Source organism: Sphingobium naphthae (assembly GCF_043589935.1).
In the GTDB taxonomy this organism is placed as follows: domain Bacteria; phylum Pseudomonadota; class Alphaproteobacteria; order Sphingomonadales; family Sphingomonadaceae; genus Sphingobium; species Sphingobium naphthae_A.
Map to the genome: position 1 here is coordinate 266,272 of NZ_CP171455.1, position 24,123 is coordinate 290,394.

Consider the following 24,123-nt stretch of genomic DNA (forward strand, 5'->3'; position numbering starts at 1 on the left):
ACAATTGCGCAACGTGTTATCGCGCCCGCCCCAGCGTGGTTTCGAAATCGCGCGAACGTGTTTTCGGTCACGGTCTGACGTGTCATCGGATCGCTCAAAGCATCCAGCAGTGGCCGAAATGCGCCGTAAACGACCGCACGGCCCCAAGCCTAACCCTCATAATCCCTGAATAAATCCATAATGGCGACCGCTGAGCCCGCAGAACCCATCTCGACCTTGTTGTGATCGCCAGGTCGGTTCCAATAGGCTTTCCAGAAGCGTTAAAACGCAACGGCCGCAACACGCATCGAGGTTTGCCTTCCAAGGCACCTGATCTGCCTGACGCCCGTCGTCACGGCATCTTGGCTTCCGGTTTGACTTTCGCGCTAAAATCGGCGCATTAAACGCTAACCTATATCCGCTTCCGATTCGAGCATGAGGGGCATCATGTCGTTCACCGTCAATACGCTGCGCAACGTCACTACGGCTTGCCAACAAATGCGCGATCACATCAAGACGATCGTGTTTCGCCCCGACAATCGCAAGACGCTGGATATCAGCTTCGGCCCGACGATCGCCGCCGAACTCATCGGCCGCACGCCCGAGGCTCTTGCCAAGGCGGAAGCCAAGGGCCGCCTGCCCCAGCCCAAGACGCAACCCAATGGCCGGCGCTACTACACGCTCGAAGACCTCACCCATATCCGCAGCGCCCTCGGCATCCATGTCGGCAAGCAACCAGATGAAGATGCGGTCGTGCTGGCGGTTCAGAACTTCAAGGGCGGCGTTGGCAAGAGCACCATCACCAAGCATCTTGCCGATTATCTTGCACTCCACGGCTATCGTGTCTTGGTGATTGATTGCGATCCGCAGGCGTCGACCACGACCATGTTCGACATCCAGCCCGAAACGCTGATCGACGACGAACATACGCTGGGCGCCTTCCTCTCACCGCGCAGCACCTTCAGCAACTTCGCCGAGACGATTCGCGACACGCCCTGGCCGACGATCAAGATCGTGCCCTCCAGCCTTGGCCTTCAGGATGCAGAGTGGGATCTCACCTCCACTCTGCGCGAAGGCGGGCAAGCGGTGCGCGAAAGCCTGCAGGCGCTGCGCATCGGCATCGCCAGCGTAACCAAGGATTTCGATGTGATCCTGCTCGACCCGCCGCCAGCCATGGGGTTCCTCGGCCTCAATGTCATGGCCGCGGCGACCGGGCTGCTGATCCCGGTGCCCGCGCGGCAGCTCGACTATCTGTCGACGATCCACTTCATGGATACGATCGCGGACAATATCGAGATACTCGAACAAAATGGCACGCCAGTCAGCTATGGGTTCATCCGCGTCGTCTGTTCGGCCTTTTCGCCGAGCAAGCCGGGCGAGAACGACATGTGGCGGATCATGCAAGCGACCTATGCGGGGCTGCTGCTCGGCCAACCGATCCTCGCGTCTGAGGAAATCAAGAACGCCACTCAGGCGTTCCGCTCCATCTATGAGTCCAAACCCTCGGCTTCGCACCAGACCTACACGCGCTGCCGCGATAATCTCGACGCCGTATTCGCCGAGGTGGAGCAACAGATCCGCCAGCAATGGCCCTCCACCAGCCTTACCGCTGACGTGAGTGTCGCCGCATGAGCCGGCGCTCCCTCATCGGCGAAGCGCTCGCGTCGGTTCCGAGCGAACCGTCCGCCACGCCCGCGCCTGAAACGCCGGCAACGCCGCGCCCCAATTTCACCAACAAGCGGCTGGAAGCGTTTGGCGAGGCCGCGCGCATCGTCAAGCGCCCCACCATCCGCCTGAAACCGGCCGAATGCTCGATCTGGGCCGGCAATGCGCGCGATTATTCGATGCTGGACGAGTTCCGGCTGCGCAGCCTCATCGATTCGATCCTTGCCGAAGGCGGCAACCGCGTTCCCGCGGTAGTTCGTCGAACGCCGGGCGGCCCCCTCCCCTATGAGCTGGTGACGGGCACGCGTCGCCACTGGGCGATCTCGTGGCTCAACGCCAATCACTATCCTGACATCGATCTGATCGCGATCATCGAGGATCTCGACGACGAAGCGGCTTTCCGCCTGGCCGACATCGAAAATCGCGAGCGGGAGGATATTTCGGATCTGGAGCGCGGCCTGAACTACAAGGCCGCGGTCGACAGCTATTATGGTGGCGTACAGCTGCGCATGGCGGAGCGGCTCAAAATCTCAAAGTCGCAGCTGTCGCGCTATATCGCGTTGACGGAAATCCCGCCTTTCGTAGTCAGCGCCTTTCACTCGCCGATGGACCTTCAGGCCAAATATGCCGAAAAGCTGCTGCCGTTGCTCCGCGATGGAACCGCACGCGCGAAGCTGGAGGCTGCCGCCGATCAGATTGCCGCGGAGCAGAGCTTCCGGCGTTCAGGCGATGAGCAGCCCATCACGGGGCCGGAAGTGATGTCGCGCCTGGTCCAATCGACGACGACCAAAGGACGGATTCAGCGCGCCGCGATCGTCGCGCCGCGCGGCGATGCCATCGGCCAGGTGGAGAAGGATCAGCAGAAGGTCCTCACCCTCTCCCTCTCCCCCAGCAATCTGACGGTGGATGAGATATTGGAGGCGTTGCGACCCGTGATCGAGCAAGCGAAGATGCGATCGCCCCGCAGGCACTAACTGGGGATGAAAAGCTGAAAAAGGGCTATTGTTCTTTTAATATCAATGACTTGTATCGGATTTCCCTCCGGGGGGAAGCGGGGATGGGATGGGACAGGTAGACGAAGACAGCGAAGCAAGGACGCCGCTCAAGGAGCGGAAGGTCCAATTCGAAATGTTCTTCACGCTGCCCGATTTCAGCGACATTTCCCTGCGCGATTATCAGGAAACGATGCAGCGGCCCTTCTTCAGCCTGTCGAAGCGCAAGCGCATCAAACCCATCGATTATGTCAGTCCCGACCGCACGGTGACCGTGCAGGTCCTGCCCAATTCTGCGTATGGCATGGCAACGATTTGGGACGCGGACATCATGATCTATCTCGCCTCTCATCTTAACGAAATGCGGGAGCGTGGCACCAACGACATTTCGCCAGTGATCCGCCTCCAGCCTGGCGATCTGCTCAAGCGCATTTGCTGGGGCACCAGCGGCCGCGCCTATGAGCGGCTGGTGAGCGCATTAGATCGGCTACAGGCCACCACGATCAAGACCAATATACGCGCCAGCAACAAAAGCCGGGAGACGACCTTCTCCTGGATCGACAGTTACACCCATTTGGTGGATGAGCGCACGCAAAGATCACTCGGCATGGAGATCACCCTGTCGAAATGGTTTTTCGATGGCGTGATGGACAAGCGCAACGTGCTATCAATTTCGCCGCTCTACTTCGAGATCACCAGCGGCCTCGGCAAATGGCTGTATCGCGCATCGCGCAAACATGCCGGCGGCAATGGCGCGGAAGGCTTCACCATCGGCTTTGAAACGCTGCATCAGAAAAGCGGTAGCGAGAGCAGCTATCCAGTGTTCAAGCGCAAACTGATGGAACTGGCGCGTCACAACGAATTGCCGGACATCAGCCTGGAAGTGGTCGATGAAGACAGCATCAAGCCGAAGCTCAAGATGGTGATGCGCCGTCATCTGAACCCGACGAAACCGCGGAAACGCCCCCTCCCCTCCTCGTCCCAATCGGTTGAGATTGGCGAATCCGATGACACGTCAGACATGTCGGATGATCTGATCGATCCCCGCCTCACGCACGGGATCATCGCCGGCTTGGGAAAGGGGCTGCGTGTGCCCCTCCGACACGAAGGGACCGAAGTCGCGCCCAAGCGATCGGAGCGCAGACCCGCACGCGCCCCCTCCCCCGCCGTCCCTCCCCGCGCGAACAAGGTGCTGGATCACGAGGTTTACGCCGCCATCCGCGCGGATTTCCCAGGCTGGGACTATGATGCCCTGATGGAACGGTTTGACACCTTCCTGGGCTCCAACCCTGACGAGCTGCCGCGCAACTATTCGAAGCGCTTCTACGGCTTCGTCAAGGAACATCATCGCCGGAACAAGTTCCGGCTCTGACGCGGACGTGTTTTCGGAATCAGTCGCTGAGCCTGGGCGTTGGTGCACCGAACCTGCCTATGTCCTGCTTATCCAATGAGATCGCCAACCGCTCGGTCTTGGCGGGTGCTCCTGAACGGTGACCAGCGTGATTCTGATAACACGATGCGACCGGCAATTCTGGCCTGGAAGAATTCAGCACGCTTGAGCGAAATCGGCCCTTGCCGCTTGCGACGACCTGCACCTTCACCATCTTGCCGGTTTCGCCTGCTGAGCAGGTGCAACGAGTGATGGGCCAGGACCGTTTTATGGATGGCGGGAACTGACGCCCGCTCGATACGGTATCAAAAGGCGGTCGGCCCTAAGCCTTGATCAATATCGACGTGTTATCAGAATCGCCCGAACGAGCTGTTCGAGAGGCTGATTGTCCAGCCTGGAAGCGGGCACTCCGATGCTAGTGCCAAGGAACGAAAGCGGCCTCACCAAATACGATCGCCGGGCCGCTGTGATTACCTCCTGCGTGACCAGTCGGGAAGACGTCAAACCGCCAAGCTCGATATGCCCCTAACGTCTTCAGGTTCCCAGTTCCAATCTTCCCCGGGATCAAAGGGATCGGCCAACTGGCGCGGCATTTCGGACGATGCCGCCACGGGAATGGCATAATGGCGATAGCTTGCCTGTCCGCTTCGTTCCACCAGCAGGCCTGCCTCGGCAGCAATCGTCAGCAACTTGATGGCGCCAGCACTGGTGATGCCGAGCGCCTTGGCAACCATGCTGCTGGTGACGCGCGGACGTATCATGGCGAGCAGAAGCACGTCCTTAAGTCGGCCAGGCCTGCGCCTAGCCTGAAGGGCGCGCGCGGCGCGCACAGCATAGGCACGCAGGCGCAGCTCAAGGTCTAGATGGGCTTGTGCCCCCTGTCGAATTGCTTCGAGCCAGACGCGCTCCAATTGCTCGCCCTCCGCGACCTTCCAGGGCTGGTGGCTGCCTTCAAGACCCATGGCGACCAATCCGCCTTTGGACCCGTCCCATCGCCCTGGACCCCAGCGATCGCCGATCAGCAAACTCGCCACTAGGTCGCCTTGGCCAAGCGGCGCATGCACGCGCCACAGCCGCGCCATATGTGCGCCACTGAGCAGGGGAGGGGAGGGGGGTAATGCGTCGCTCGCGTCCTGCCAAGCCCTGACCCGCTCCACTACACTTACCATTAGCGCGGCGCGTTCAGCCGCTACGGCCTTTGGCGCATCAAGCCATTCCAGCACTGCGCCTGGGTCCTTGGACAAGGCCTCAAGCGTTATGGGAGCGGAAATCGCGTGCCGACTGCGACTCAGGTCAAAAGGCGACGTGCGCACGGTTCTTCGCCCGTCGACATGTACATCCTCATCCACCAGGACGGTCTCATCTATACGCGCCAGCGCTTGGCGTTCGGCTATCTGCATGCGGCTTCGCAAAGGCACACGCACGGGGCTGAGCTTCAAACGTTCCTCAAGCCGTTCCAGCGTGGATTGTGCCGCAGCATAATGGGCTATAAGACTCAACTCTGTGTTCATAACCACGCCACTAATAAGAAGCTAAAACAGCTATATAGCACGATATAATCAACGATATAGCACCTTTAGCAAGTGATGGCTAATGACGCTGTTTGGGCTGGCCAGACGTTCAAATTGCCCCATCAATCGCCTGTGCTCGCTTTTCGATAAGGAAGTGGGGCTTTTGATGCTTCATGCTGCCTGCATGATCCCTGACGATCTCTCATCGGATAGACCGGCTGCCCCTGATGGCCAGTCTGCGGCCGTCACGGGCGCAGAGGCGGCCGTTCGGATGCTGCAGGCGCATGGCGTGCGTCATATATTCGGCCTGTGCGGCGACACGAGCCTGCCATTCTACGACGCGCTGGCGCGGTTGGATCATGGTATCGACCATGTTCTCACGCGCGACGAGCGCAGCGCGGCCTATATGGCGGATGCCTATGCGCGCGTCACGGGTAGGGTAGGGGTTTGCGAAGGACCAAGCGGGGGAGGGGCGACCTACATCCTTCCAGGCGTCATCGAAGCCAATGAATCCTCCGTCGCCTTGCTATCCATCACCTCCGACATCCCCGTAACGGCACGGGGTCGCTATTCCTTGACCGAACTCGACCAGCGCGCCTTGTTCGCGCCACTGACCAAGTGGAACAGCGTCGTAGACCATGTCAGCCAGATCCCGCATATCTTCCGCACTGCTTTCCGCGCGGCGACGACGGGTCGACCGGGCACCGCGCATATCGGCTTGCCCTATGACCTGCAAAAGCAGCATCTGTCGGCAGCCGACATCTGGGCGGACCCGCGCCACGCGAGCTTCCCAGCCTATCGCACAGGCCCGGACAGCGAACTGATTGCTGCCGCAGCCGATGTCATCCTCGCCGCCAAGCGGCCGGCCTTCATCTGTGGCGGGGGCGTCATCCTTTCGGGCGCCTGCAACCTGCTCGCCGAATTGGCTGAACTGCTCGACGCACCGGTGGCTTCGACGGTGAGCGGTCATGGCGCCATCGCCGACGATCATCCCTTGGCGGTCGGCGTGGTCGGCGCCAATGGCGGTACGGACGAAACACGCGCGGTCATTGCGGCGGCGGACTGCGTGATCTTCGTCGGTTGCCGCGCGGGGTCCACGACGACGGAGCATGGAAGCGTGCCATCGCGCACCACGCCGATCGTCCACATCGACATTGATCCGATGGTCGTATCGGGCAATTATCGCGTGGAGGCTGGCGTCGTCGGCGACGCGCTGCTGTGCCTGTCGGCGCTGCGGATCGAGATAGAGATGCGGCTTGCGGGTGCGCGGCGCCACAATGGCGCTGCGGAGCAGGTCGCACGCCTGAAGGCCCAGAAGCGTGCCGCATTCGATCGCTTGGCTCGATCCAGCGAGCGGCCAATTCGCCCGGAGCGCGTACTGGCCGCGCTGCAGGCGGCTCTGCCTTCCGACGCCATCATCGTGGCGGATCCCGGCACGCCGTGCCCCTATTTTTCAGGTCATTTTCAGTTCAGTGGGAGCGGGCGCCGCTTCATCACCAATCGCGCGCATGGCGCCCTGGGATTTGCGCTGCCTGCATCGGTCGGTGCGCAGATCGGCGCGCCCGACCGCAAGGTGGTGGCGGTGATGGGCGATGGCAGTTTCGGCTTTGCGGTGGGTGAGCTGGAAACGATCGTGCGCCAGGGCTTGCCCATCACCATGATCGTTTTTTCCAATGCGTCCTTCGGCTGGATAAAGGCAAGTCAGAAGGAGGGCTATGGCGGGCGGTATTTCTCGGTCGATTTCACGCGCACCGACCATGCACGCATAGCGGAGGCGTATGGCGTGAAGGCCTGGACCGTCGATGATCCTGAAGCGCTTGACTCCATCATGCGCAAGGCGATCGCTCATGATGGTCCCACGCTGATCGACGTTATCGCCCAGCCGCTGGAAGAGTCGGCGGTGCCGGTGAGCAAATGGATGGGATAACGAGGGCGATCGCCAGCAGAAGCGGTCCCGATCAACAGAGCATATTATCGGAGTAGGGTGATGAACCGTAGAAATTTCATGGGACTGTCCTTGGGGGCGCTGGCCGCCGGCGCCGCGCGTGCAGCGGACGTGCCGCTGGGGCGAAAGGGTGTGATGCTGATGAACCGCATCGCGCCTTCCATCTCTCAATTGATGATGGCCAATCTGGACGGCAGCAATGAACGCAAGCTGCTCGTCGACACGGATTTCGAATATAATGGCACAATGTCGCCCGACGGACAGTGGCTGATCTTCACGTCCGAACGTCGCGGGGACGGCCAGTCCGATATCTTCCGCGCACGGGCCGACGGCACGGGTATTGCGCCTGTCATCACGACCGACAGCATGGATGACGCCGCTGTGCTGTCGCCCGACGGCCGGACGCTCGCCTTTGTGTCCACCCGGAACGGCTATCGCGCCAACATCTGGCTGCAGGATCTGTTCACCGGTCGAACCCGCCAGTTGACCGGCATTGGCGACATTCATGGCGAAGACCTCTATCCGGACTGCTATTTCCGCCCGGCCTGGTCGCCTGACGGACAATGGCTCGCCTTTTCCAGTGATCGCAACACGCGCTGGACGGGACATGACAAGGGACATGGCTGGGAACATACGCAGGAACTGTCCATCTACGTCATCCGCCCTGACGGAACCGGATTTCGCAAAGTGGCCTCCAAGCCGGGCTATTGTCTCGGCTCGCCCAAATGGTCGCCGGACGGCAAGCGGATCGTCTTCTATGAAATGACGGTCGAAGCAACCTGGGGTGCGCGCCGTCCCAACTATGTCGGCAAGGCTCCTTCGCAGATTGTCTCCGTCGATGTGAACGGCGGCGATCGAGTCGAACACACGACAGGTGTCGATCTCAAGCTGCATCCGCAATTTCTCAGCAACAGTGAGATTGGCTATCTTGTCAAATATGGCCCCAATGAAGGGCTGGCTTACACCTCCGATCGCCCGGCGCGTCGCCAGGCCTTCATCCGCGCGCCCAACTGGACCCCGGATGGCAAGTCGGTGATCTATGAAAAGGTCGCTTTCAAACCCGTGCGCCCGCTCTACAAGCCGCTGTTCAGCTGGGACAAAGACTATGACTATCAGCATGTCGACGTCTTCCCCCTGTTGTCGCGGGACGGCTGGGTCGTCTTTACCGAAAAGCAGCTGGGCAATAGCTCGGTCTGGATCATGCGGCCGGACGGCTCCGAAAAGCGAAAGGTGTTTGAATCCTCCGGCCGGGGTCTGGACGAAAAAAAGGTGCAAATGGGTCTGGCCGGGGCATTCCAGCCCTGCTGGTCGCCCGATGGCCAATGGATCGCCTTCGGCCTGGGCTACTGGTTCAACGAACGCAGCAAGATGACGGCCGCGCTGTGGCGCGTCCGCCGCGATGGCACCGGCGCCGAACAGCTCACCGACGGCAGCCTCCATTCGGGTTTCCCCAGCTATTCGGCCGATGGCAAGGAGCTGGTGTTCCGCGTCTGGGGCGAGACGGAAAAGGGGCTGCGCATCCTCAATCTTGACACCCGCAAGATCCGCGTCCTCACGCAGGGCCTGGACAATCTTCCCGGCTGGTCGCCCGATGGCAAGCGGATCGTCTTCACGCGCAAGCGCGACGACGGCAATTTCGATATCTACACGATCAAGCCTGATGGCAGCGGCCTGTTCCGCGCAACCACCCATCCGTCCAGCGACGGCCATGCCGTCTGGTCGCCTGACGGCCGGATCATGTGGAGCGGATCGCAACACGGCTTCCGTGACGAGGCCGCGCTCTACGATCAGACCTTCCAGCAATATGGCCAAATCTATGTGATGAACGCCGACGGCTCGAACAAGCGGCTGCTGACCGACAGCAAATGGGAAGATTCCATGCCGCTGTATCTCAGCGATCCCAAATAAAGCAGGGGATTAAGGGAAAGAGGAGGCCGGCAGTGATCGAGAGCCTTCTCTTTCCACAATGACCAGAGCTTCTGTTGCATTACTGGCACACGAGCCAAAAACTCATGAGAGAGCCTCGCTTCTCCTATCACGTGTTCGCGGTTTTCGCGGTCGCATTATAGCTGTCCTGGGCATGGGGGGCGTCGGCGACCCAGAACCGAGGGGGGGCAGAAATTCAGCGCAACGACAGAGCGATTTCAAAGCAGGCTGGATCGCTCAAAGCATCTTTTTTCAAAGCGCGCGCGATATTGCTGCTGCCTGCGGTTCGGCTCTGCACATCGACTGTTTCTGTTGCCGCTGATCGGCGATGGTCTTCGCGCAAGCGCATAGAACCACCACCGGCCTGATTGACGATATTGCGTAGAAATCCGGCATCCCGCAATGGTGGATGGGCGGCTGGTGGCGAACGCCGCGAACAGGCTGGCGCGATCGGCCACATCAATCTGAACGCCGAGGTTCAGCATCTGAAGGATGCCATAGGACCCGGCTGCGTCTGGCAATCGTTCGGCCGGCAAGCCGATATGCCGGTCATGGTTGCGCTCCTGAATGCGATCAACTCGTGGGCATCCACTGATCGACAACTGACGCTGATGACGTCACGGACGGCCGTCTTTTCCTCGGCGTTGGCTGGCTAGCCCGAGGTACTGAACAGCCCAAGTTGTGTCCGCGACGATGGGTTTGTGGCCGCTGGAACGGCAAAACGCCCGCCATCGAAGGGGATGGCGGGCGTTTCGCGAACAGGGGCGTTAGACGCCGCTGGGTCAGTAGTCGAAGCCGAACGTCACGCCATAGGTGCGCGGCGCGCCTGCATAGCCATTGTCACCGCTGTTAGTGGCGCTGATCTGGCTGCGGTAGAAGGCATCGGTCAAATTCTTGCCCCACAGGCGGACATAGAATTTCTCCCCGGGCTCCTTCCACGTGATCGACGCGTCGACCGTGTTGTAGCTTGGCTGCGTGACGCGCTCGTCCGCAGTCGCGACGAAGCCATCATTATAGTAATAGTTCCCCGCCAGGGTGAAGACGCCCGCGCTGGTGGGGATGTCCAGGCTGCCGCCAAGGCTGAAGGTGATTTCCGGCGTGTTCTGCAGCCGGTTGCCCGACGCATCGCCGCGCAGCAGGCAATTGCCCCCCAACTGAGCCGTCGGAGCGCCAAATGTGCCCAGACAAGCGGTGTTGGCGACCGTCTGCCCGGTCTGGCTGTCCACATAACTATAGTTGGACGGCGAAAAATAGGCCGCAACAGGATAGGGGATGGAAATGATTGCGTCGGTGAAATCCCTGTAGCGCGCGTCGGTCCAGTTAAACCCGCCGAAGAGGCGCAGATTGTCGCTCACCTGCCAGGTCAGGTCGGCATCGACGCCATAAATGCGTGCACCTTGCCGGGCATTATAGACGTTGTTCACGCCCGCGATGACCTGGATCACCTGCACCGCCGACTGGTCGTAATAATAGCCCGCGACATTCAGCCGCACCTTGCGGTCGAACAGATCGGTCTTGATCCCCAGTTCATAGGCATCGACGACCTCAGGCTCCAGCACGTTGAACGGCGTCGCGATCTGCGGCACGAACGTGCCGCTGCGGAAGCCGCGATTGTAGCTCGCATAGGCCATCAGCTCGGGCGAAAAGCGATGATCGATCGATAGGCGCCAGGTCAGCTTGTCGAAATTGCGCTTGTCAGGACCGAAAATGGTTGTCGTGGTTACGCCGGTATTGCCATTGTAGGTGATGCGCGTCGCATCAATATCGCGCTTGTCATAGGTATAGCGGATGCCAGCCGTGATCTTGGTATTCGCACCCAGTTCATAGGTGCCGTCGGCAAAGCCGGCGATCGATTCGAGGCCGATATCGGTGAAATCGTCGGAGTAACCGTTCCCGCCGAAGGTCGTCAGGCCCGTGGTGCGACCGGGATACTGACCGGCGCTGCTCTTCATGTAAAAACCGCCGATCACCCAGTTGAAAGGCCCGTCATTGTCGGAAATCAGGTCGATCTCCTGCGTGAACTGCTTGTCGCGGTTATTATTGTCGATGCGCAGGCGCGGCGCCACCGTCCCGTCGGGATCGAAATAGGTGCGCAGCGCGGTCTTGCGATAGGCGGTGATGCTCCGCAGGTTCACGCCGCCCAATTCCTGGTCGATCGACAGGCTGATGCCCTTCTGCCGGCCGCGCAGCGTGGGATCGATATCGGCATAGATGTCGCGCTGCGGGTCGCCGCCCAGAGACTCTATGACGTCGGGCACATATTGGCCGGCGCTGTTGCGGCTGAAGGTGACGAACGCCGGATCGGCCGCTTCCCGACCGAAATAGTCGCCGGACAGGACGATGGAGGTAGTGTCACCCGGCTCCCAAAGCAGTTTGGCGCGCAGCGAATAGGTGCGATCGGTCTGGATGTCGTTGCCCGTGAAAACATTCTGGCCATAGCCATCGCCGCGATTTTCATACTGAGCCGCCAGGCTGAAGGCGAGGGTAGGGGCCAGGCCGCCCGAAACATAGGCTGCGGCGCTGGCCGTATCATAATTGCCGTAGCCGAAGCGTGCGGAGGCGGTATAGTCATAGCTGGGCTTGCGCGTAGTGATCTGGATGAGACCGCCTGTCGCGTTCCGGCCAAAGAGCGTGCCCTGCGGCCCTTTCAGAACCGCGACCTGCTCGACATCGAACAGCGACTGCAGCGCCCCGATGGCGGAGCCGTAATAGACGCCATCGACATAGACCGCGACCGGGTTCTCGATCCCGGCGCCCTGGCCGGTGGCGCCGACGCCGCGAATGCGTGGCAGGCCAAAGCCGCCTGCTGCCGTCGTGACGTTGAGCGAAGGCACGGCTGCCCGCAAATCCTCGGTGCTGGTCACGCCGGATGCGGCAATATCCTCCGTGCTGAGCGCGGTGATCGCAACTGCGACATTCTGCGCATTTTCGCTGCGCTTCTGGGCGGTGACGATGATGTCGGAAACGCCTTCCTGGGCGGCCGCGAGCGGCTCCACGGGCTGGGCGAAGGCGGGCGAAGCGGCAAGCGCGGCGATGGAAATCCCGCCGAGCAGGGCGGGTATTGAAAAGTTGCAGCGGCGCATGATGTGTCCTCCCCATGGTGCGCTGGTTATTCAATCCATTTTTATCGGATTGTGAACGCTAGGTAGAAGAGAAGCGGTGTCCGCGCTTATAAGAAAGGCGGCGGCAGCCTATCAATTCCTGCCGCCTCGTTTCGTATCGTTATCCCAGTGTTCCCGTAACGTCGTCGAACAGTTCATCGACGCTTGGCTTGTGCGGGATGATCTTCTGCTCGAACGCCCAGTCGATCGCGAGCTGCAGCCCCTTGCGATTGGCTTCCAGCCCCATCGGCGGGAAGGGATCGGGCACGCCCCCCTGCGTCAACGCGCGGCTGTCACCGATCATGCGGTAGATTTCACGCACCACATCGGGACGGTTCTTCGATATATCCTGGTGCACGACGAAGATATGGTTGATCGGCACCACGCCCTCGCGCGCGAACCAGTCCTTGGCGGCATTGAAGGGGTCGGGGATCAATCGTTCGACGCGCGGGTCCTTGGGCAGGTCGACGCCTTGGAGCGTGGCTGCCAGTTCCCCGTGCAGCATCATCTGCCCGATATCGGAGCCCTTGGGCAACCGGACGCAATTGGCGGGATCGCTATATTCCTCCAAATGGCCTTCCCCCACGGTCATCCAGGTGACCTTGTCGAGATCGACGCCATATTCATGTTGCAGGATGCCGCGCACCCACAGGCCCGTCGTCTGCGCATAGGTGCGCACGCCCACCTGGCGGCCTTCGATGTCCTTGGGATCGAGATGGCCGAGATCGCGATTATAGCCCGCGCAATGATGCTGGAACCGGCCCGAAACGGGCGCGGGCAGCAGCACATATGGCTTGCCGTAGCATTTGGCCTGCAAATAGGTGACGATTGCCAGTTCGCCCGCATCATACATGTTGCGGCGGACCATGTCCTTGAACCCGTTTTGCGCCGGCTCGGGCCCGCAACAGTCCAGCTTGACGATGTCGGAAGTGACTCGCCCGTCGCGGATCGCCTTCGTCACCGGATATTCGGCCAGGTTGGTGCGCAATGTCAGTATGTCCTGGGCGCTCGTCGCCATATCCTCTACCCCTTATTCCGTGTCCTACAGTCTGACTTCGATCAGCGCCGGACCAGGCTCGCGCGCGCTGTTCTGCATCGCCTTGACGAAATCCTCCGCCGTTTCGACCGCCACTGCCGGCACCCCCATGCTTTTGGCCATGGCGATCCAGTCGATCGTCGGCCGGTCGATGTCGATCATCGCCATCGCCTGCGGCCCCGGACTGCCCGCGCCCATATTGGCATATTCGGCCTTCAGGATCGCATAGCTGCGATTGGCGTAGATGATGGTGGTGATGTTCAGTCCCTCACGCGCCTGGGTCCAGAGCGACTGGATCGTGTACATGGCGCTGCCATCACCCACGGTGCAGAAGACGCGCCGGTACGGGCAGGCGAGCGCCGCGCCGGTAGCGACCGGCGTGCCATAGCCGATCGAGCCGCCCATATTGTTGATGAGGTCGTGCGGCAGCGCGCCCATCGTATGGCCCATGGATTCCCGCCCCGTGGTCAGCGATTCATCGACCAGGATCGCGTTTTCGGGCAGGGCGACGGCCAGCGCATGGGCGATGCTGAGCGGATTGAGCGCGCCGGTGGGAGAGGGCGTTTCGATCCTGGCCTGCACGATCGGCTGGGTGGCGCTCGCGCCGAGCGCGTCAAGCAGCATCTCGAACGCCGCTGCGCTGTCCTCATGCTCCTCCACCAGAGGGTGGACGAGCGTGCCTTCCTTCTTCATCAGGCTCGGCTTGTCGGGATAGGCGAAGAAGGCGACCGGCTCGCGTGTTTCGACCGTGATGATATGCTTGAAGCCGTCCAGGAACGCCATCGCCTGCGGCACGGCATAGGGAATGCGCTCGATCGGCGTTCGTCCCGCGCCGCGCTCGATCCGCGCCGTGAAGAATTGCGATCCCAGGCGCGCACCGGTGGCTGCTGCAACCTTGCCAGCCAGCTCCAGCGCGCGGCCGCGCGTCGCCTTGTTGCCCAGGATGATCAGCGTGGGCTCGCCTGACGTCAGCACCTTGGCGACATGATCGATCCGTGCGGACGCGGGTGCAGGGCGGCGCTGGTCGATCTTGGGCAAAGTGACGGCGCTGTCGGCCTGCTGCCAGCTGGTATCTCCAGGCAGGATCAGGGTTGCGATCTTGCCGGGATGCTCCGATGCCGTCGCGACCGCCTGTGCCGCGTCCCAGGCGATGGTCGACGCGCTGTCGGCGCGTCGGACCCAGTGGCTCAAGGGGCGGGCCAGCCCTTCAATGTCCGACTGCAGCGGCGGATCATAACGCAGATGCGCCACCGAATGTTCGCCAATGATGTTGACCATGCCCGACGAGGCGCGCTTGGCATTGTGGATGTTGGAGAGGCCATTCGCCAGCCCTGGCCCCAGATGGAGCAGGGTGGAAGCGGGCCTGTCCTTCATCCGGTACCATCCATCGGCTGCGCCCGTCGCTATGCCCTCGAACAGGCACAGGACGCTGCGCATCCTCGGATTGTCGAGCGCCGCTAGGAAATGCATTTCCGACGTTCCGGGATTGGCGAAACAGATATCGACACCTTGGTCGACCAGGGTGGACACCAGACTTTCCGCACCGTTCATGGCGTCAATATCCCGCCAGTTCGCGGCCCTGGCCCACCACGCCATAGCTGCGGGTGGGCGCTGACATGAGGAAGCGATAGCCCTCGCCGATCAGTCGCTCGACATTCTTCGCATTGGTGTGCGGGTTGCCCACGACGACATTATGCTTCTTGCAGACCTCCACGATGCGGTTCATCGCGCTGACCACTTCCGGGTGATCATATTGGCGTGGGTAGCCCAGCGCCTGGCTCAGGTCGCCCTCGCCGATCAGCACCAGGCCGATGCCCGGCACATTGGCCAGGATGTCGTCCAGATTTTCGATCGCCTCTGGGCTTTCGCACATCATGCCGACCAGGATCTCGCCATGCGGGGCGAGCGGCCAGACATCGGCCTTGGCATAATAGTCCGCCTGGCTGACCCCCCAGTAGCGCGCCGCCGTCGCTGGTCCATCGCCGCGCACGCCCTTGGGCTCGTAGAGGGCGGCGCCGGTCGGCTTGGCGTAGCGGCACGACGCGACCATGTTATAGGCCTGCTCGACGGTCGAAACATGCGGCGTGATGACGCCATAGACGCCGCGATCCAGCACTTGCTTGGCCTGGAACTGGTTCATCTCCGCACCGTTGGCAGGTATGCGCGCCAGCGGCGTCACCGAAGGCGCGACGGCGCCGCTTTCGGCGATCGTCTTGCGGTTGAGCATATATTGAAGCGCGTCGCCGAGGCCGCCGACGTCATAGGGATTATGCTCCATTTCGAAGACGATGCCGTCATAGGGCGCGTCGGTCAGTTCCTGCGCGGTCAGCTTGTCGACCTTGGAGAAGCAGGTGAAGGCGGGCTTGCCGGCTTCAAAGGCGCGGATGACGCCGTTGAGGCGCGTTTCGGTCATGATGATCGTCCTGTGTGAATGGGAAAAGGGAAGCGCCGCTTATTCCGGCGCGTTCCAGTACATGAAGCCCATGCCCTCGCCGGTGCCGGCGGCGGTGCGCCAGCAGGGGACATAGTCCACCAGCGTCATCTGCGCGCCGGTGTGCTGAAGCGCCATCATGACGATCGAGTAGATCTTCACTTCCGACGTGCCCGACTGATAATAGCCGTCCGGGATCGCCGCCAGGCCCTCATAGTCATAGGCGGCCAGCTTCTCCATCACGTCCCGGTCGAACTCCTCGTCATTGACGAAGTGCGACAGGCCGCCGCTTGCGATCACCGCGACCCGAACATCCTCGGGCCATGCCTCGATCGCTTCGCGCAGCACGCGGCCGAACTGGATGCAGCGCTGCATCGACGGCTGGGTAGGGGGGTAGAAGAGGTTGAAGAGCACCGGCACATGCGGCGGCACGTCATCGCCCATGATCTGGTGATAGACGAAGCTGTAGGCGTGCGGCACGACCGGATAGTCGGCTTTCCGCCCCTGATTCTTCTCCATCCAGACATTTTCGGGCCACGCCATCAAGTCGTTGAGGTCGAACCCTTCCTTCTGGAAAGTCTTGATGAGGTAGGTGGCGAGATCCGGATAGGCCTGATGCACGACATGATGGTCGGGGGCGTATACGGCGCGTTGCGGCGGGCCATTATGCACGTCCTGCCCGGTGTAGATGGTGATCGAAGGGGACTGGTCGGGCCAGATTTCCTTCTGATCCTTGCCCAGGATGATCGCGACGTCCACCTTGGCCGCCTTGTAGGCTTCCGCCATCGCGTCAAGCGCCGCCCGGCAGCGTCCGGCGCGGGCGATGCGCTCCTCGATCGTCAGATAAGGCTCGAACGCCGCGCCGCGATGCGCCTCCAGTTCGGGATAGGTCCAGGTCCGGTTCTGGAACCAGAGCTCGGGATTGTTGCGATCCCGCTCGCCATTGTTCAGCCAGTCCTCCGGCTTTTGCCCCAGCATGCCGCTATGCGGCACCGCCATCCCGAATACGATCTTCGCCATAATATCCTCTGTTTGTACGGCGGGCAGATTATGCGCCCTGGTGGGAAGCGGCCAATCCAAAGCCCGCTCCGTGCGATTGCTTATTCCGAAATTCGGGGCGCCCATTGCGGGCGCAGCAGGATCCATGTCGCGGCTGCGCCGATGATCAGGAAGACGAAGATCACCAGCATCGGCAAGTCATAGCCGCCGCTGACATGCAGCAGCCAGCCCGACAGGCTTGCCGCCACGCCCCCGGCCAGCGACGTCGCCACCTGCTGAACGCCCGTCACCAGCCCGATGGCCGGCTTGGGGATCAAGGTCAGGCGGCACAGCGCCAAGTTGTTCGCGGTGGCGAGCCCCAGGAACGAAAGGGAAAAGACGTTCCAGAACAAGGCCATCGACAGGCTCGGCGAATAAGCGCCCAGCAGCACGGTGCATGCGCCGATGAAGCCCGCGATGACAAAGGCCTTGCGCACGAACACGGGATCGCCGCCGCGCTCGATCAGCTTGTCCGCGACCCAGCCTGCAATCACCGCGACGATAGCAATGCCGGCGAAGCTGAAGAAGGTGTAGAGGCCCGACTGCTTGAGCGACAGGCCGCGCTCCTCGACCAGATAGGCCGGCATCCAGGTCATGCAGTAGAAGGTGAAATAGCCGTAGCAGAAATTCACGATCATCGCTCCCCAGACCAGCGGGCTCTTGAGGATGCTGGAAAAGGTGACGGACGCGGCCTTGCGCTTGGCGGTGGCGCGTTCCTCGGGGGTGGGCCAGTCATTCTGGACGGTTAGCATCCAGGGCACCAGCCAGATGAAGCCCGCGACGCCCGTCAGGATGAACATCATGCGCCAGTCATAATTGACGATCAGCCAGGCAGCGACCGGCGCGCCGATCGCGGGACCCAGCTTGTTGCCCATCGCGAACAGCCCGACGGCGGTGCCATTTTGCCGCTCGGTGAAGTTATTGCGGATCCAGCGATAGCTGGCGGGCATCACGATCGCTTCGGCCGCACCGATGATCAGACGCATGGTCAGCAACGCGGCAAAGGCGTCGACCAGGCCGATCGCGGCCGTCGCCAGGCACCACAGGACGAAGCAGATCGTGTAGGGCACTTTCACGCCATAGCGATCGACCAGCCAGCCCATCGGAATCTGCACCAGCCCATAGGACCAGAAAAAGGCGGAGTTCAGCCAGCCCCGATCCACATCGGACAGGCCGAAATGCGCGATGAACGGCGGATCGGCCAGGGCGGAGGAAATGCTGGTCCGATCGACGAAGGCGATCAGCACGCCGGTCGCCAGCAGGAACAGCACCAGCCAGCGCGCGGCGGGAGAAAGTTCTGGCAGGCGCGCGGCCGAAGCCGGCGCCTCCTTCGGTATCGGTGATGTGGCCATGAACCCTCTCCTTATCTATTTTCGTCAGTCTTTCAGCGCCGGGTAAAGCGTCTGCGCGGTCTTGGCGAAGACCCAGTTCTGATCCTCATCGCTGAGACAGGCGAGCCGGTCTCGCGCCGTCGCCAGAATGTCCGAAAGCGTGCCCGGCGATGTGGGGAAGTTGGACCCCCATGCCATGCGGTTGGCGCCGAAGACGGCAGCGACCTTGGGGAAGAAGGTGTCGGCGCTCGCCTGCCCCTTGGTCACGTCGCTCATGATGCGAGGCGTCAGCTTCAGATAGATGTTGGGCAGGTCCGCCATGGCGAACAGGCTGTCGGCATTGGCGTAGGGCGGACCGTCGAGGACATCGGGACGACCCAGATGGTCGAGGATGATGTTGACCTTCGGGAAGCGGACGGCAAGATCGCGCACCTGCGGCAGGCCGATGGGGCCGGTCTGGATGCACATCGGAATGCCCAGCTCGCCCAGCAGGTCCCAGGCGGGGTAGGCGGCCGGATTTTCGAGCTCGCTGGGGTCGAAATCCTTGGTCGATCCGCCGGTGAAGATCCGCAGCCCCTTCAGTCCCCTGTCGGTCCACGCGCGGATGGTGGATACCGCATCGTCGGCGGCGACATCCACCGATCCGACAGCGATCAGCCGGTCGGGATATTCGTTGCAGCCGTCCACGACATAGCTGTTGTCGAAGCCGTAGGTGGTGGACGAATGGACGACCGCGGCCTTGTCGACGCCGGCTTCGTCCATCGCCGCGATCAGCGACGCGACGGTGCACGGTCGCTCCTGCGACCAGTCGGACCGCTTGCCGAACAGCGGAGCGGGGGGATAGCGATCCGCATCGTCCGAAATGATATGCGGATGAATGTCGATCACGGTCATGGCTTACAGACCCTTCGCCTTGAGATGCGCGTCGAGGCGCGGATAGACCCGGCGGGCATTGCCTTCGAAGATGGCGTGGCGATCGGCTTGGGACAGCGCCTCGCAGGCGTCGACATAGCGTTTGGTGTCGTCGAAATATTCGCCCGTGTCGGGATCCCGACCGCGCACCGCGCCGATCATCTCCGACCCGAACAGGACGTTGCTGGTCGGCACCACCTTGGTCAGCAGTTCGACGCCCGGATGGTGATAGACGCAGGTGTCGAAGAAGATGTTGTCGAGCAGCCCTTCGAGCGGTCTGCCAGCGATCTCCAGGCTCATGCCGCGATAGCGGCCCCAGTGATAGGGCACCGCGCCGCCGCCGTGCGGGATGATGAGGCGCAGGGTCGGGAAGTCCTTGAAAAGGTCGGACTGGAGGATCTGCATGAACACCGACGTGTCGGCATTGAGATAATGGGCGCCGGTGCCGTGGAAGTTGGGATTGCAGCTTGCCGCGACATGGACCATCGCGGGCACGCCCAGCTCGCACAGCGCCTCGAACAGGGGATACCATTCCTTGTCGGTGAAGGGCTTGCCGGTCCAGTAGCCACCGGTCGGGTCGGGGTTCACATTGACCCCGACGAAACCGAGTTCGTTGACGATCCGCTTGAGCTCGGGGATCGAATTTTTCGGCGGCGCCAGCGGCGACTGGGGCAGCATGCCCACCGGCACGAAATTGTCGGGATAGATGTCGCACACCCGGCGGACCAGGTCGTTGCTGATCGTCGCCCATTCCAGGCTGGTGCGCTCATTGCCCAGATGATGACTCATCAGGCCGGCAATGGGGGAAAACAGCGTCAGGTCGCTGCCACGTTCCTGCTGCAGCTTGAGCTGCCCGTTCCCCACACCTTCGCGAATGTCGTCATCGGTGACGATGCAGTCCGCCACTTTGGGCGCATTGGCCGGATCGTCGGCGGCGGCGACCTGCTTGCTCCGCCATTCGCGGAAAGACTGGGGGACTGTCGTGAAGTGACCATGGCAATCGATAATCATTGAACTCTCCGTCCGCCTGGTGCGGCGTGGTGGCTTGGCGCGGCGCTGTGGCCGCCAAGGGGTGCGGATGGCCGCACCTGGAAAGGGATCAGGCGGTGAGCGCGGGCACCTGCTCGGGGTCGACGAACAGTTCGTCGATGCTCATGCGACGCGGGGTCAGCCCCTGGTCGAATGCGGTCTTCTCCAGCGCCTCGATCGTCGCGCGATTGGCCTCGATGCCATAGGGCAGCGGGTCTGCCCCCACGATGTTCTGAAGCTTGCGATATTTGTCAGCGCCGGCCCCCGTCGCTTCCCCGCTGTTCAGTTTGGCGACCCACTCGTCCTTGGCCTTGGTGAAGGCGTCGTAAATGGAGCGCGCAACCCAGGGATGCTCTTCCAGCACGCTGTCCTTGACGACGATGGTGCCGTGCATCGGATAGACCTTGGTGCGGGCATAATAGTCCGCTTCCAGTTCCTCGGCATTGGGGAAGAGGTCCGGATAATTGGCCTCGACCTCCTGCCAGCCGCCGGTCGGCGCGCCGGTGCGGCCGATGCCGGCCGCGGCGTCGAAACCCGCGACGATGTCGCCGCGCGCCATCATGTCGGCCAGGCTGTCGCCGGCCGCGACATGGCTCACATTGGGGGGGAGCTTCAGTTCCTGGACATGTTCCTCGTCATCGACGAACCAGTTTATCTTGCTGTTGTCGACGCCATATTCGTCGATCAGCACCTGACGCGTCCACACCCCCGTCGTGACCGAATAGGCGCGCACGCCCGCCTTCTTGCCTTCCAGATCCTTCGGGCTGGTGATGCCCGCGTCCGGGCGCACCAGCAGGCCTGCATGGTGGAAGCGGCGCACCACGAAGATGGGGAGCGCCTTGAACTTCTTTCCATAGGCGCGGGCGATGATGTAGGTCGTCGGCGCGATCTCGCAGACGTCGAATTCCAGGTCGCGGACCATCCGGCGGAATGCCCCGATCTGCGGCTTGACCGTCACGATTTCGGCGTCGACGCCTTCGATCGGGATCGACCCGTCGCGAATGGCGGATGTGTGCGGATGTTCCGCCACGGCGATTTTCAGATGAACCTTGGACACAGGGACTCTCCCGCTTCGATATTTGCCGTTCATCGTGAAGCGCCGCGGCGGGACATTAGTCAACGCGACCGCACGGCTTACCAAAGAGGCGCGGCATGTTTTCAATCAGGCGCATCCACCCCGCGTCGCTCCACACTCTTTCAATAGGTATAAAATTCATGCTACCGCCGTGACTGGAAAGAGGATGCAAAGGATAATAAAATGTCGCAAGAGATGATTGAATCGATCAGCTTCCGGCAGCTCAGGCTGTTTGAAAGCGTCGGCAGGCTGGAGAGTGTGCGGGGCGCGTCGGAGGACTGTAACTTATCACAGCCTGCTGTGACTCAATCGCTCAGCAAGCTGGAGCAGCTCGTCGGGGTCAAGCTGGTCGAACGGCGCGCCAGCGGCAGCTATCTCAATGCCAATGGCGACCTGTTCCACCGCCGCGTGGTGCGTTTCCTGGCCCAGTTCGACCGGGCGCTCACCCTGTTCGGCGTCGAAGGCGGCGAAGCCGGGGCGAAGGTCGTCGCGGCGCGCCTGCTGCGGTCTCAGGTCCGGGCGCTGATCGCGATTGTGGAGCAGGGCTCCTTCCCTCTGGCCGCGCAAGCGCTCGGCTTGTCGCCCGCCACCCTCCAGCGCGCTGCGCGCGACCTTGAAAGCAATCTTCGCAAGCCGCTTTTCTACAGGACGGCGGCGGGCACCATTCCGACGCCCGATGGTATCGAACTGGGTCGCCGGCTCAAACTCTGTCTTCAGGAAATCGACTGGGGCGTTCAGGAACTGGCGGCCCTACAGGGCGAAACGACCGCGCCGATCGTCGTGGGTGCCATGCCGCTGGGCGGCAGCGTCCTGCTTGCCTCCATGCTTGAGGATTACATGGCGCGCGCGCCTAATGCGCAGGTCGTCATTCGCAATGAAAGCGCCGTGGAAATGGTGAAAAGCCTGCGCGCAGGCGATGTGGATTTCGTGGTCGGGCTGCTGCCGCGTGAAGATGCAGATGATCTCGATACCCTGCCGCTCGCGCACACCCCTTACTCCATCGTCGCGCGCGATGGTCATCCTCTCGCCGGCAGGGATGATGTTGCTGTGTCCGATCTGCGGGGCCATGACTGGCTCATCGGCGCTCCGGGCTCCAGCCGACGCGCCTGCTTCGATCATCTGTTTCAGGGCGGGCCGCCCGCGCGTGCGCCCATCGCGACATCCGCGCTGGCGATCATCCGTCCACTGCTCGCAGCCAGCGACCGGCTGACGCTGATGACATCCTATGAGCTTCAGCATGAAGGGCAGGGTCTGACCGCGATCGCCCATGGGCCGATCTCGCCCGTGCCGGTCATTGGCGTCACCACCCGCGCCAATTGGCTGCCGACGCGGCTGCATGCGGATTTCATCGAGATGATCCGCCATCATGTCGAAAGCGAAATCACCGACCGGCCGCGCGTCATGGAACTGGAGCCGGCCTGACGCCCGGCGTCAGTTCGCGTCGACCTGCTCAAACCGTCGGGCGGCGGGGAGTTCGGGGAACAGGCGTGCCCAGAGCCCGGCGAGCAGGATCGCGCCCGCTCCTCCGAGCAGCACGGCGCCCACCGGACCCAGCAAGGCGGCCGCCACGCCCGACTCCATTTCGCCCAGCTCGTTGGATCCGGCGATGAACAGTCCGGAGATCGCGCCCACGCGGCCGCGCCGGTCGTCGGGCGTGGCGATCTGCACCAGCGACTGGCGGATATAGACCGACACCATGTCGGCGGCGCCCAGGACGACCAGGCACAGAAGGGACAGGAACAGCGTGCGCGACAGGCCGAAGCCGATGGTGGCAATGCCGTAGATGGCGACGGCGACCAGCATCTTCCTCCCGACATTGTCGCGCACGGGTTGCCAGGCCAGCCAGCCCGCCATGGTCAGCGCCCCCGTCGAGGCGGCCGCGCGCAAGGCGCCCAGACCTTCGGGACCCATATGCAATATGTCGCGCGCGAAGAGGGGCAGCAGCGCATTGGTGCCGCCCAGCAGCACGGCGAACATGTCCAGGCTGATCGCACCGAGCAGAAGCCCATTCCCCATCACATAATGAAATCCCTCGATCATCTGTGCCAGCGCGCGCCTGTCTCCCTGGATCGGTCGCTGCACGATCGGCCGGATCTGAAACTGCAACAGGATCGCGGTCGCCAGCAGCGCTGCGCATAGGGCGAATGCCCAGACCGCGCCCGCTGCATAGGCGAACCCGCCCAGCACTGGTCCCAATATGCCCCCGACCCGACCGGCGATGGCACTGAACGCGATGGCCTGCGGCAATGTTTCCCGCGGCACCAGGGCGGCAGGCAGGGCGTTCATCGCCGGCATGTAGAAAGCCCGCGCCGCCGCGAACAGGGCGGCCGCGCCGTAAAGAGCATAGAGACTCTGTCCCGGCCCCATCTCCATCAGCGTCAAGGCCGCCGGACAGAGGAATTGGCCCAGCAGCGCCAGGCGAACGACCTGGCGACGATCGAACCGGTCGGCGGCCAGCCCCGTGATCGGGCTCAGCAGCAGTATCGGCAGGAACTGGACGAGGCCGATCAGGCCCAACCGCAAGGCAGCCGCGCCAATGCCCATGGAAAGTCGCGCCTCGTCATAGACGGCCCAGCCCAGCGCAACCACCAGGCCACTATGGGCCAGCATGGCGCAGACGCGCGCCATCCAAAGATAGCGGAAATCGCGATAGGCGAAGGGGTGACGCGGGGCGGTCATCGTGCCGCCGCGCTATCAGCGGGCGTGACGGCGGTCGAGTGGCCGGCGCGTGAGATTTGATGGCGCACGCCCGGCTTTTTATA

The 24,123-nt window shown here is 62.3% G+C and carries 18 protein-coding genes; 6 read left to right on the forward strand and 12 right to left on the reverse strand.

The window, feature by feature from the left end; all coding sequences use genetic code 11:
- The first annotated feature begins 426 nt into the window (after positions 1–426).
- The 3 genes from ACGGKE_RS16315 to ACGGKE_RS16325 all read left to right on the forward strand — a co-directional run bounded on the left by ACGGKE_RS16315 (position 427) and on the right by ACGGKE_RS16325 (position 4,008).
- Entirely contained in the window at positions 427–1,611 is a 1,185-nt protein-coding gene (locus ACGGKE_RS16315) for an AAA family ATPase (RefSeq protein WP_394442180.1), read from the forward strand.
- The gene (locus tag ACGGKE_RS16320) at positions 1,608–2,618 is read left to right on the forward strand and encodes a ParB/RepB/Spo0J family partition protein (RefSeq protein WP_394442183.1); all 1,011 of its coding nucleotides are present in this window, start codon (positions 1,608–1,610) and stop codon (positions 2,616–2,618) included. The genes ACGGKE_RS16315 and ACGGKE_RS16320 overlap by 4 nt, the downstream gene beginning before the upstream one ends.
- 154 nt (positions 2,619–2,772) lie before the next feature.
- Complete coding sequence (locus ACGGKE_RS16325; RefSeq protein ID WP_394443063.1) at positions 2,773–4,008, forward strand: replication initiator protein A; 1,236 nt, start codon at positions 2,773–2,775, stop codon at positions 4,006–4,008.
- Between the two features lie 518 nt (positions 4,009–4,526).
- Here ACGGKE_RS16325 and ACGGKE_RS16330 read toward each other — a convergent pair.
- Positions 4,527–5,537, reverse strand: a complete 1,011-nt coding sequence (locus ACGGKE_RS16330) for a hypothetical protein (RefSeq protein WP_394442186.1) — start codon at positions 5,535–5,537, stop codon at positions 4,527–4,529.
- 184 nt (positions 5,538–5,721) lie between these two features.
- Between ACGGKE_RS16330 and ACGGKE_RS16335 the strand changes: the two genes are divergently transcribed.
- Positions 5,722–7,464 carry a thiamine pyrophosphate-binding protein gene (locus ACGGKE_RS16335; protein WP_394443065.1) on the forward strand — a complete coding sequence of 581 codons (1,743 nt, stop codon included), beginning with the start codon at positions 5,722–5,724 and terminating at the stop codon, positions 7,462–7,464.
- A gap of 60 nt (positions 7,465–7,524) precedes the next feature.
- A complete protein-coding gene (locus tag ACGGKE_RS16340; protein WP_394442189.1) occupies positions 7,525–9,390 on the forward strand; it encodes a hypothetical protein in 1,866 nt (621 codons plus the stop codon).
- A gap of 236 nt (positions 9,391–9,626) precedes the next feature.
- Here ACGGKE_RS16340 and ACGGKE_RS16345 read toward each other — a convergent pair whose 3' ends face one another.
- From ACGGKE_RS16345 to ACGGKE_RS16390, 10 genes are all read right to left on the reverse strand, one after another.
- On the reverse strand, positions 9,627–10,010 hold the full coding sequence (locus tag ACGGKE_RS16345) for a hypothetical protein (RefSeq protein WP_394442191.1): 384 nt from the start codon (positions 10,008–10,010) through the stop codon (positions 9,627–9,629).
- A gap of 180 nt (positions 10,011–10,190) precedes the next feature.
- Complete coding sequence (locus ACGGKE_RS16350; protein ID WP_394442194.1) at positions 10,191–12,491, reverse strand: TonB-dependent receptor; 2,301 nt, start codon at positions 12,489–12,491, stop codon at positions 10,191–10,193.
- A gap of 139 nt (positions 12,492–12,630) precedes the next feature.
- The gene (locus ACGGKE_RS16355) at positions 12,631–13,527 is read right to left on the reverse strand and encodes a phosphate ABC transporter substrate-binding protein (RefSeq protein ID WP_394442197.1); all 897 of its coding nucleotides are present in this window, start codon (positions 13,525–13,527) and stop codon (positions 12,631–12,633) included.
- A 24-nt stretch (positions 13,528–13,551) separates the two neighbouring features.
- The gene (locus tag ACGGKE_RS16360) at positions 13,552–15,096 is read right to left on the reverse strand and encodes an acetolactate synthase large subunit (protein WP_394442200.1); all 1,545 of its coding nucleotides are present in this window, start codon (positions 15,094–15,096) and stop codon (positions 13,552–13,554) included.
- Between the two features lie 4 nt (positions 15,097–15,100).
- Positions 15,101–15,958, reverse strand: coding sequence for an HpcH/HpaI aldolase/citrate lyase family protein (locus tag ACGGKE_RS16365; RefSeq protein WP_394442202.1), 858 nt, complete (start codon positions 15,956–15,958; stop codon positions 15,101–15,103).
- Between the two features lie 39 nt (positions 15,959–15,997).
- Positions 15,998–16,996: a protocatechuate 3,4-dioxygenase gene (locus tag ACGGKE_RS16370; protein WP_394442205.1), complete on the reverse strand. Its 999-nt coding sequence runs from the start codon at positions 16,994–16,996 to the stop codon at positions 15,998–16,000.
- A gap of 80 nt (positions 16,997–17,076) precedes the next feature.
- Positions 17,077–18,366, reverse strand: a complete 1,290-nt coding sequence (locus tag ACGGKE_RS16375; RefSeq protein WP_394442208.1) for an MFS transporter — start codon at positions 18,364–18,366, stop codon at positions 17,077–17,079.
- Positions 18,367–18,390: 24 nt separating this feature from the next.
- On the reverse strand, positions 18,391–19,239 hold the full coding sequence (locus ACGGKE_RS16380; RefSeq protein ID WP_394442211.1) for an amidohydrolase family protein: 849 nt from the start codon (positions 19,237–19,239) through the stop codon (positions 18,391–18,393).
- A 3-nt stretch (positions 19,240–19,242) separates the two neighbouring features.
- Positions 19,243–20,268, reverse strand: coding sequence for an amidohydrolase family protein (locus ACGGKE_RS16385; RefSeq protein WP_394442214.1), 1,026 nt, complete (start codon positions 20,266–20,268; stop codon positions 19,243–19,245).
- 88 nt (positions 20,269–20,356) lie between these two features.
- Complete coding sequence (locus tag ACGGKE_RS16390) at positions 20,357–21,343, reverse strand: ABC transporter substrate-binding protein (RefSeq protein WP_394442217.1); 987 nt, start codon at positions 21,341–21,343, stop codon at positions 20,357–20,359.
- Positions 21,344–21,556: 213 nt separating this feature from the next.
- Here ACGGKE_RS16390 and ACGGKE_RS16395 point away from each other — a divergent pair, with 213 nt between their 5' ends.
- Entirely contained in the window at positions 21,557–22,783 is a 1,227-nt protein-coding gene (locus tag ACGGKE_RS16395) for a LysR family transcriptional regulator (RefSeq protein WP_394443067.1), read from the forward strand.
- 9 nt (positions 22,784–22,792) lie between these two features.
- Here the strand turns inward: ACGGKE_RS16395 and ACGGKE_RS16400 are convergent, their stop codons facing one another.
- Complete coding sequence (locus ACGGKE_RS16400; protein ID WP_394442220.1) at positions 22,793–24,040, reverse strand: MFS transporter; 1,248 nt, start codon at positions 24,038–24,040, stop codon at positions 22,793–22,795.
- Positions 24,041–24,123 lie beyond the last annotated feature (83 nt).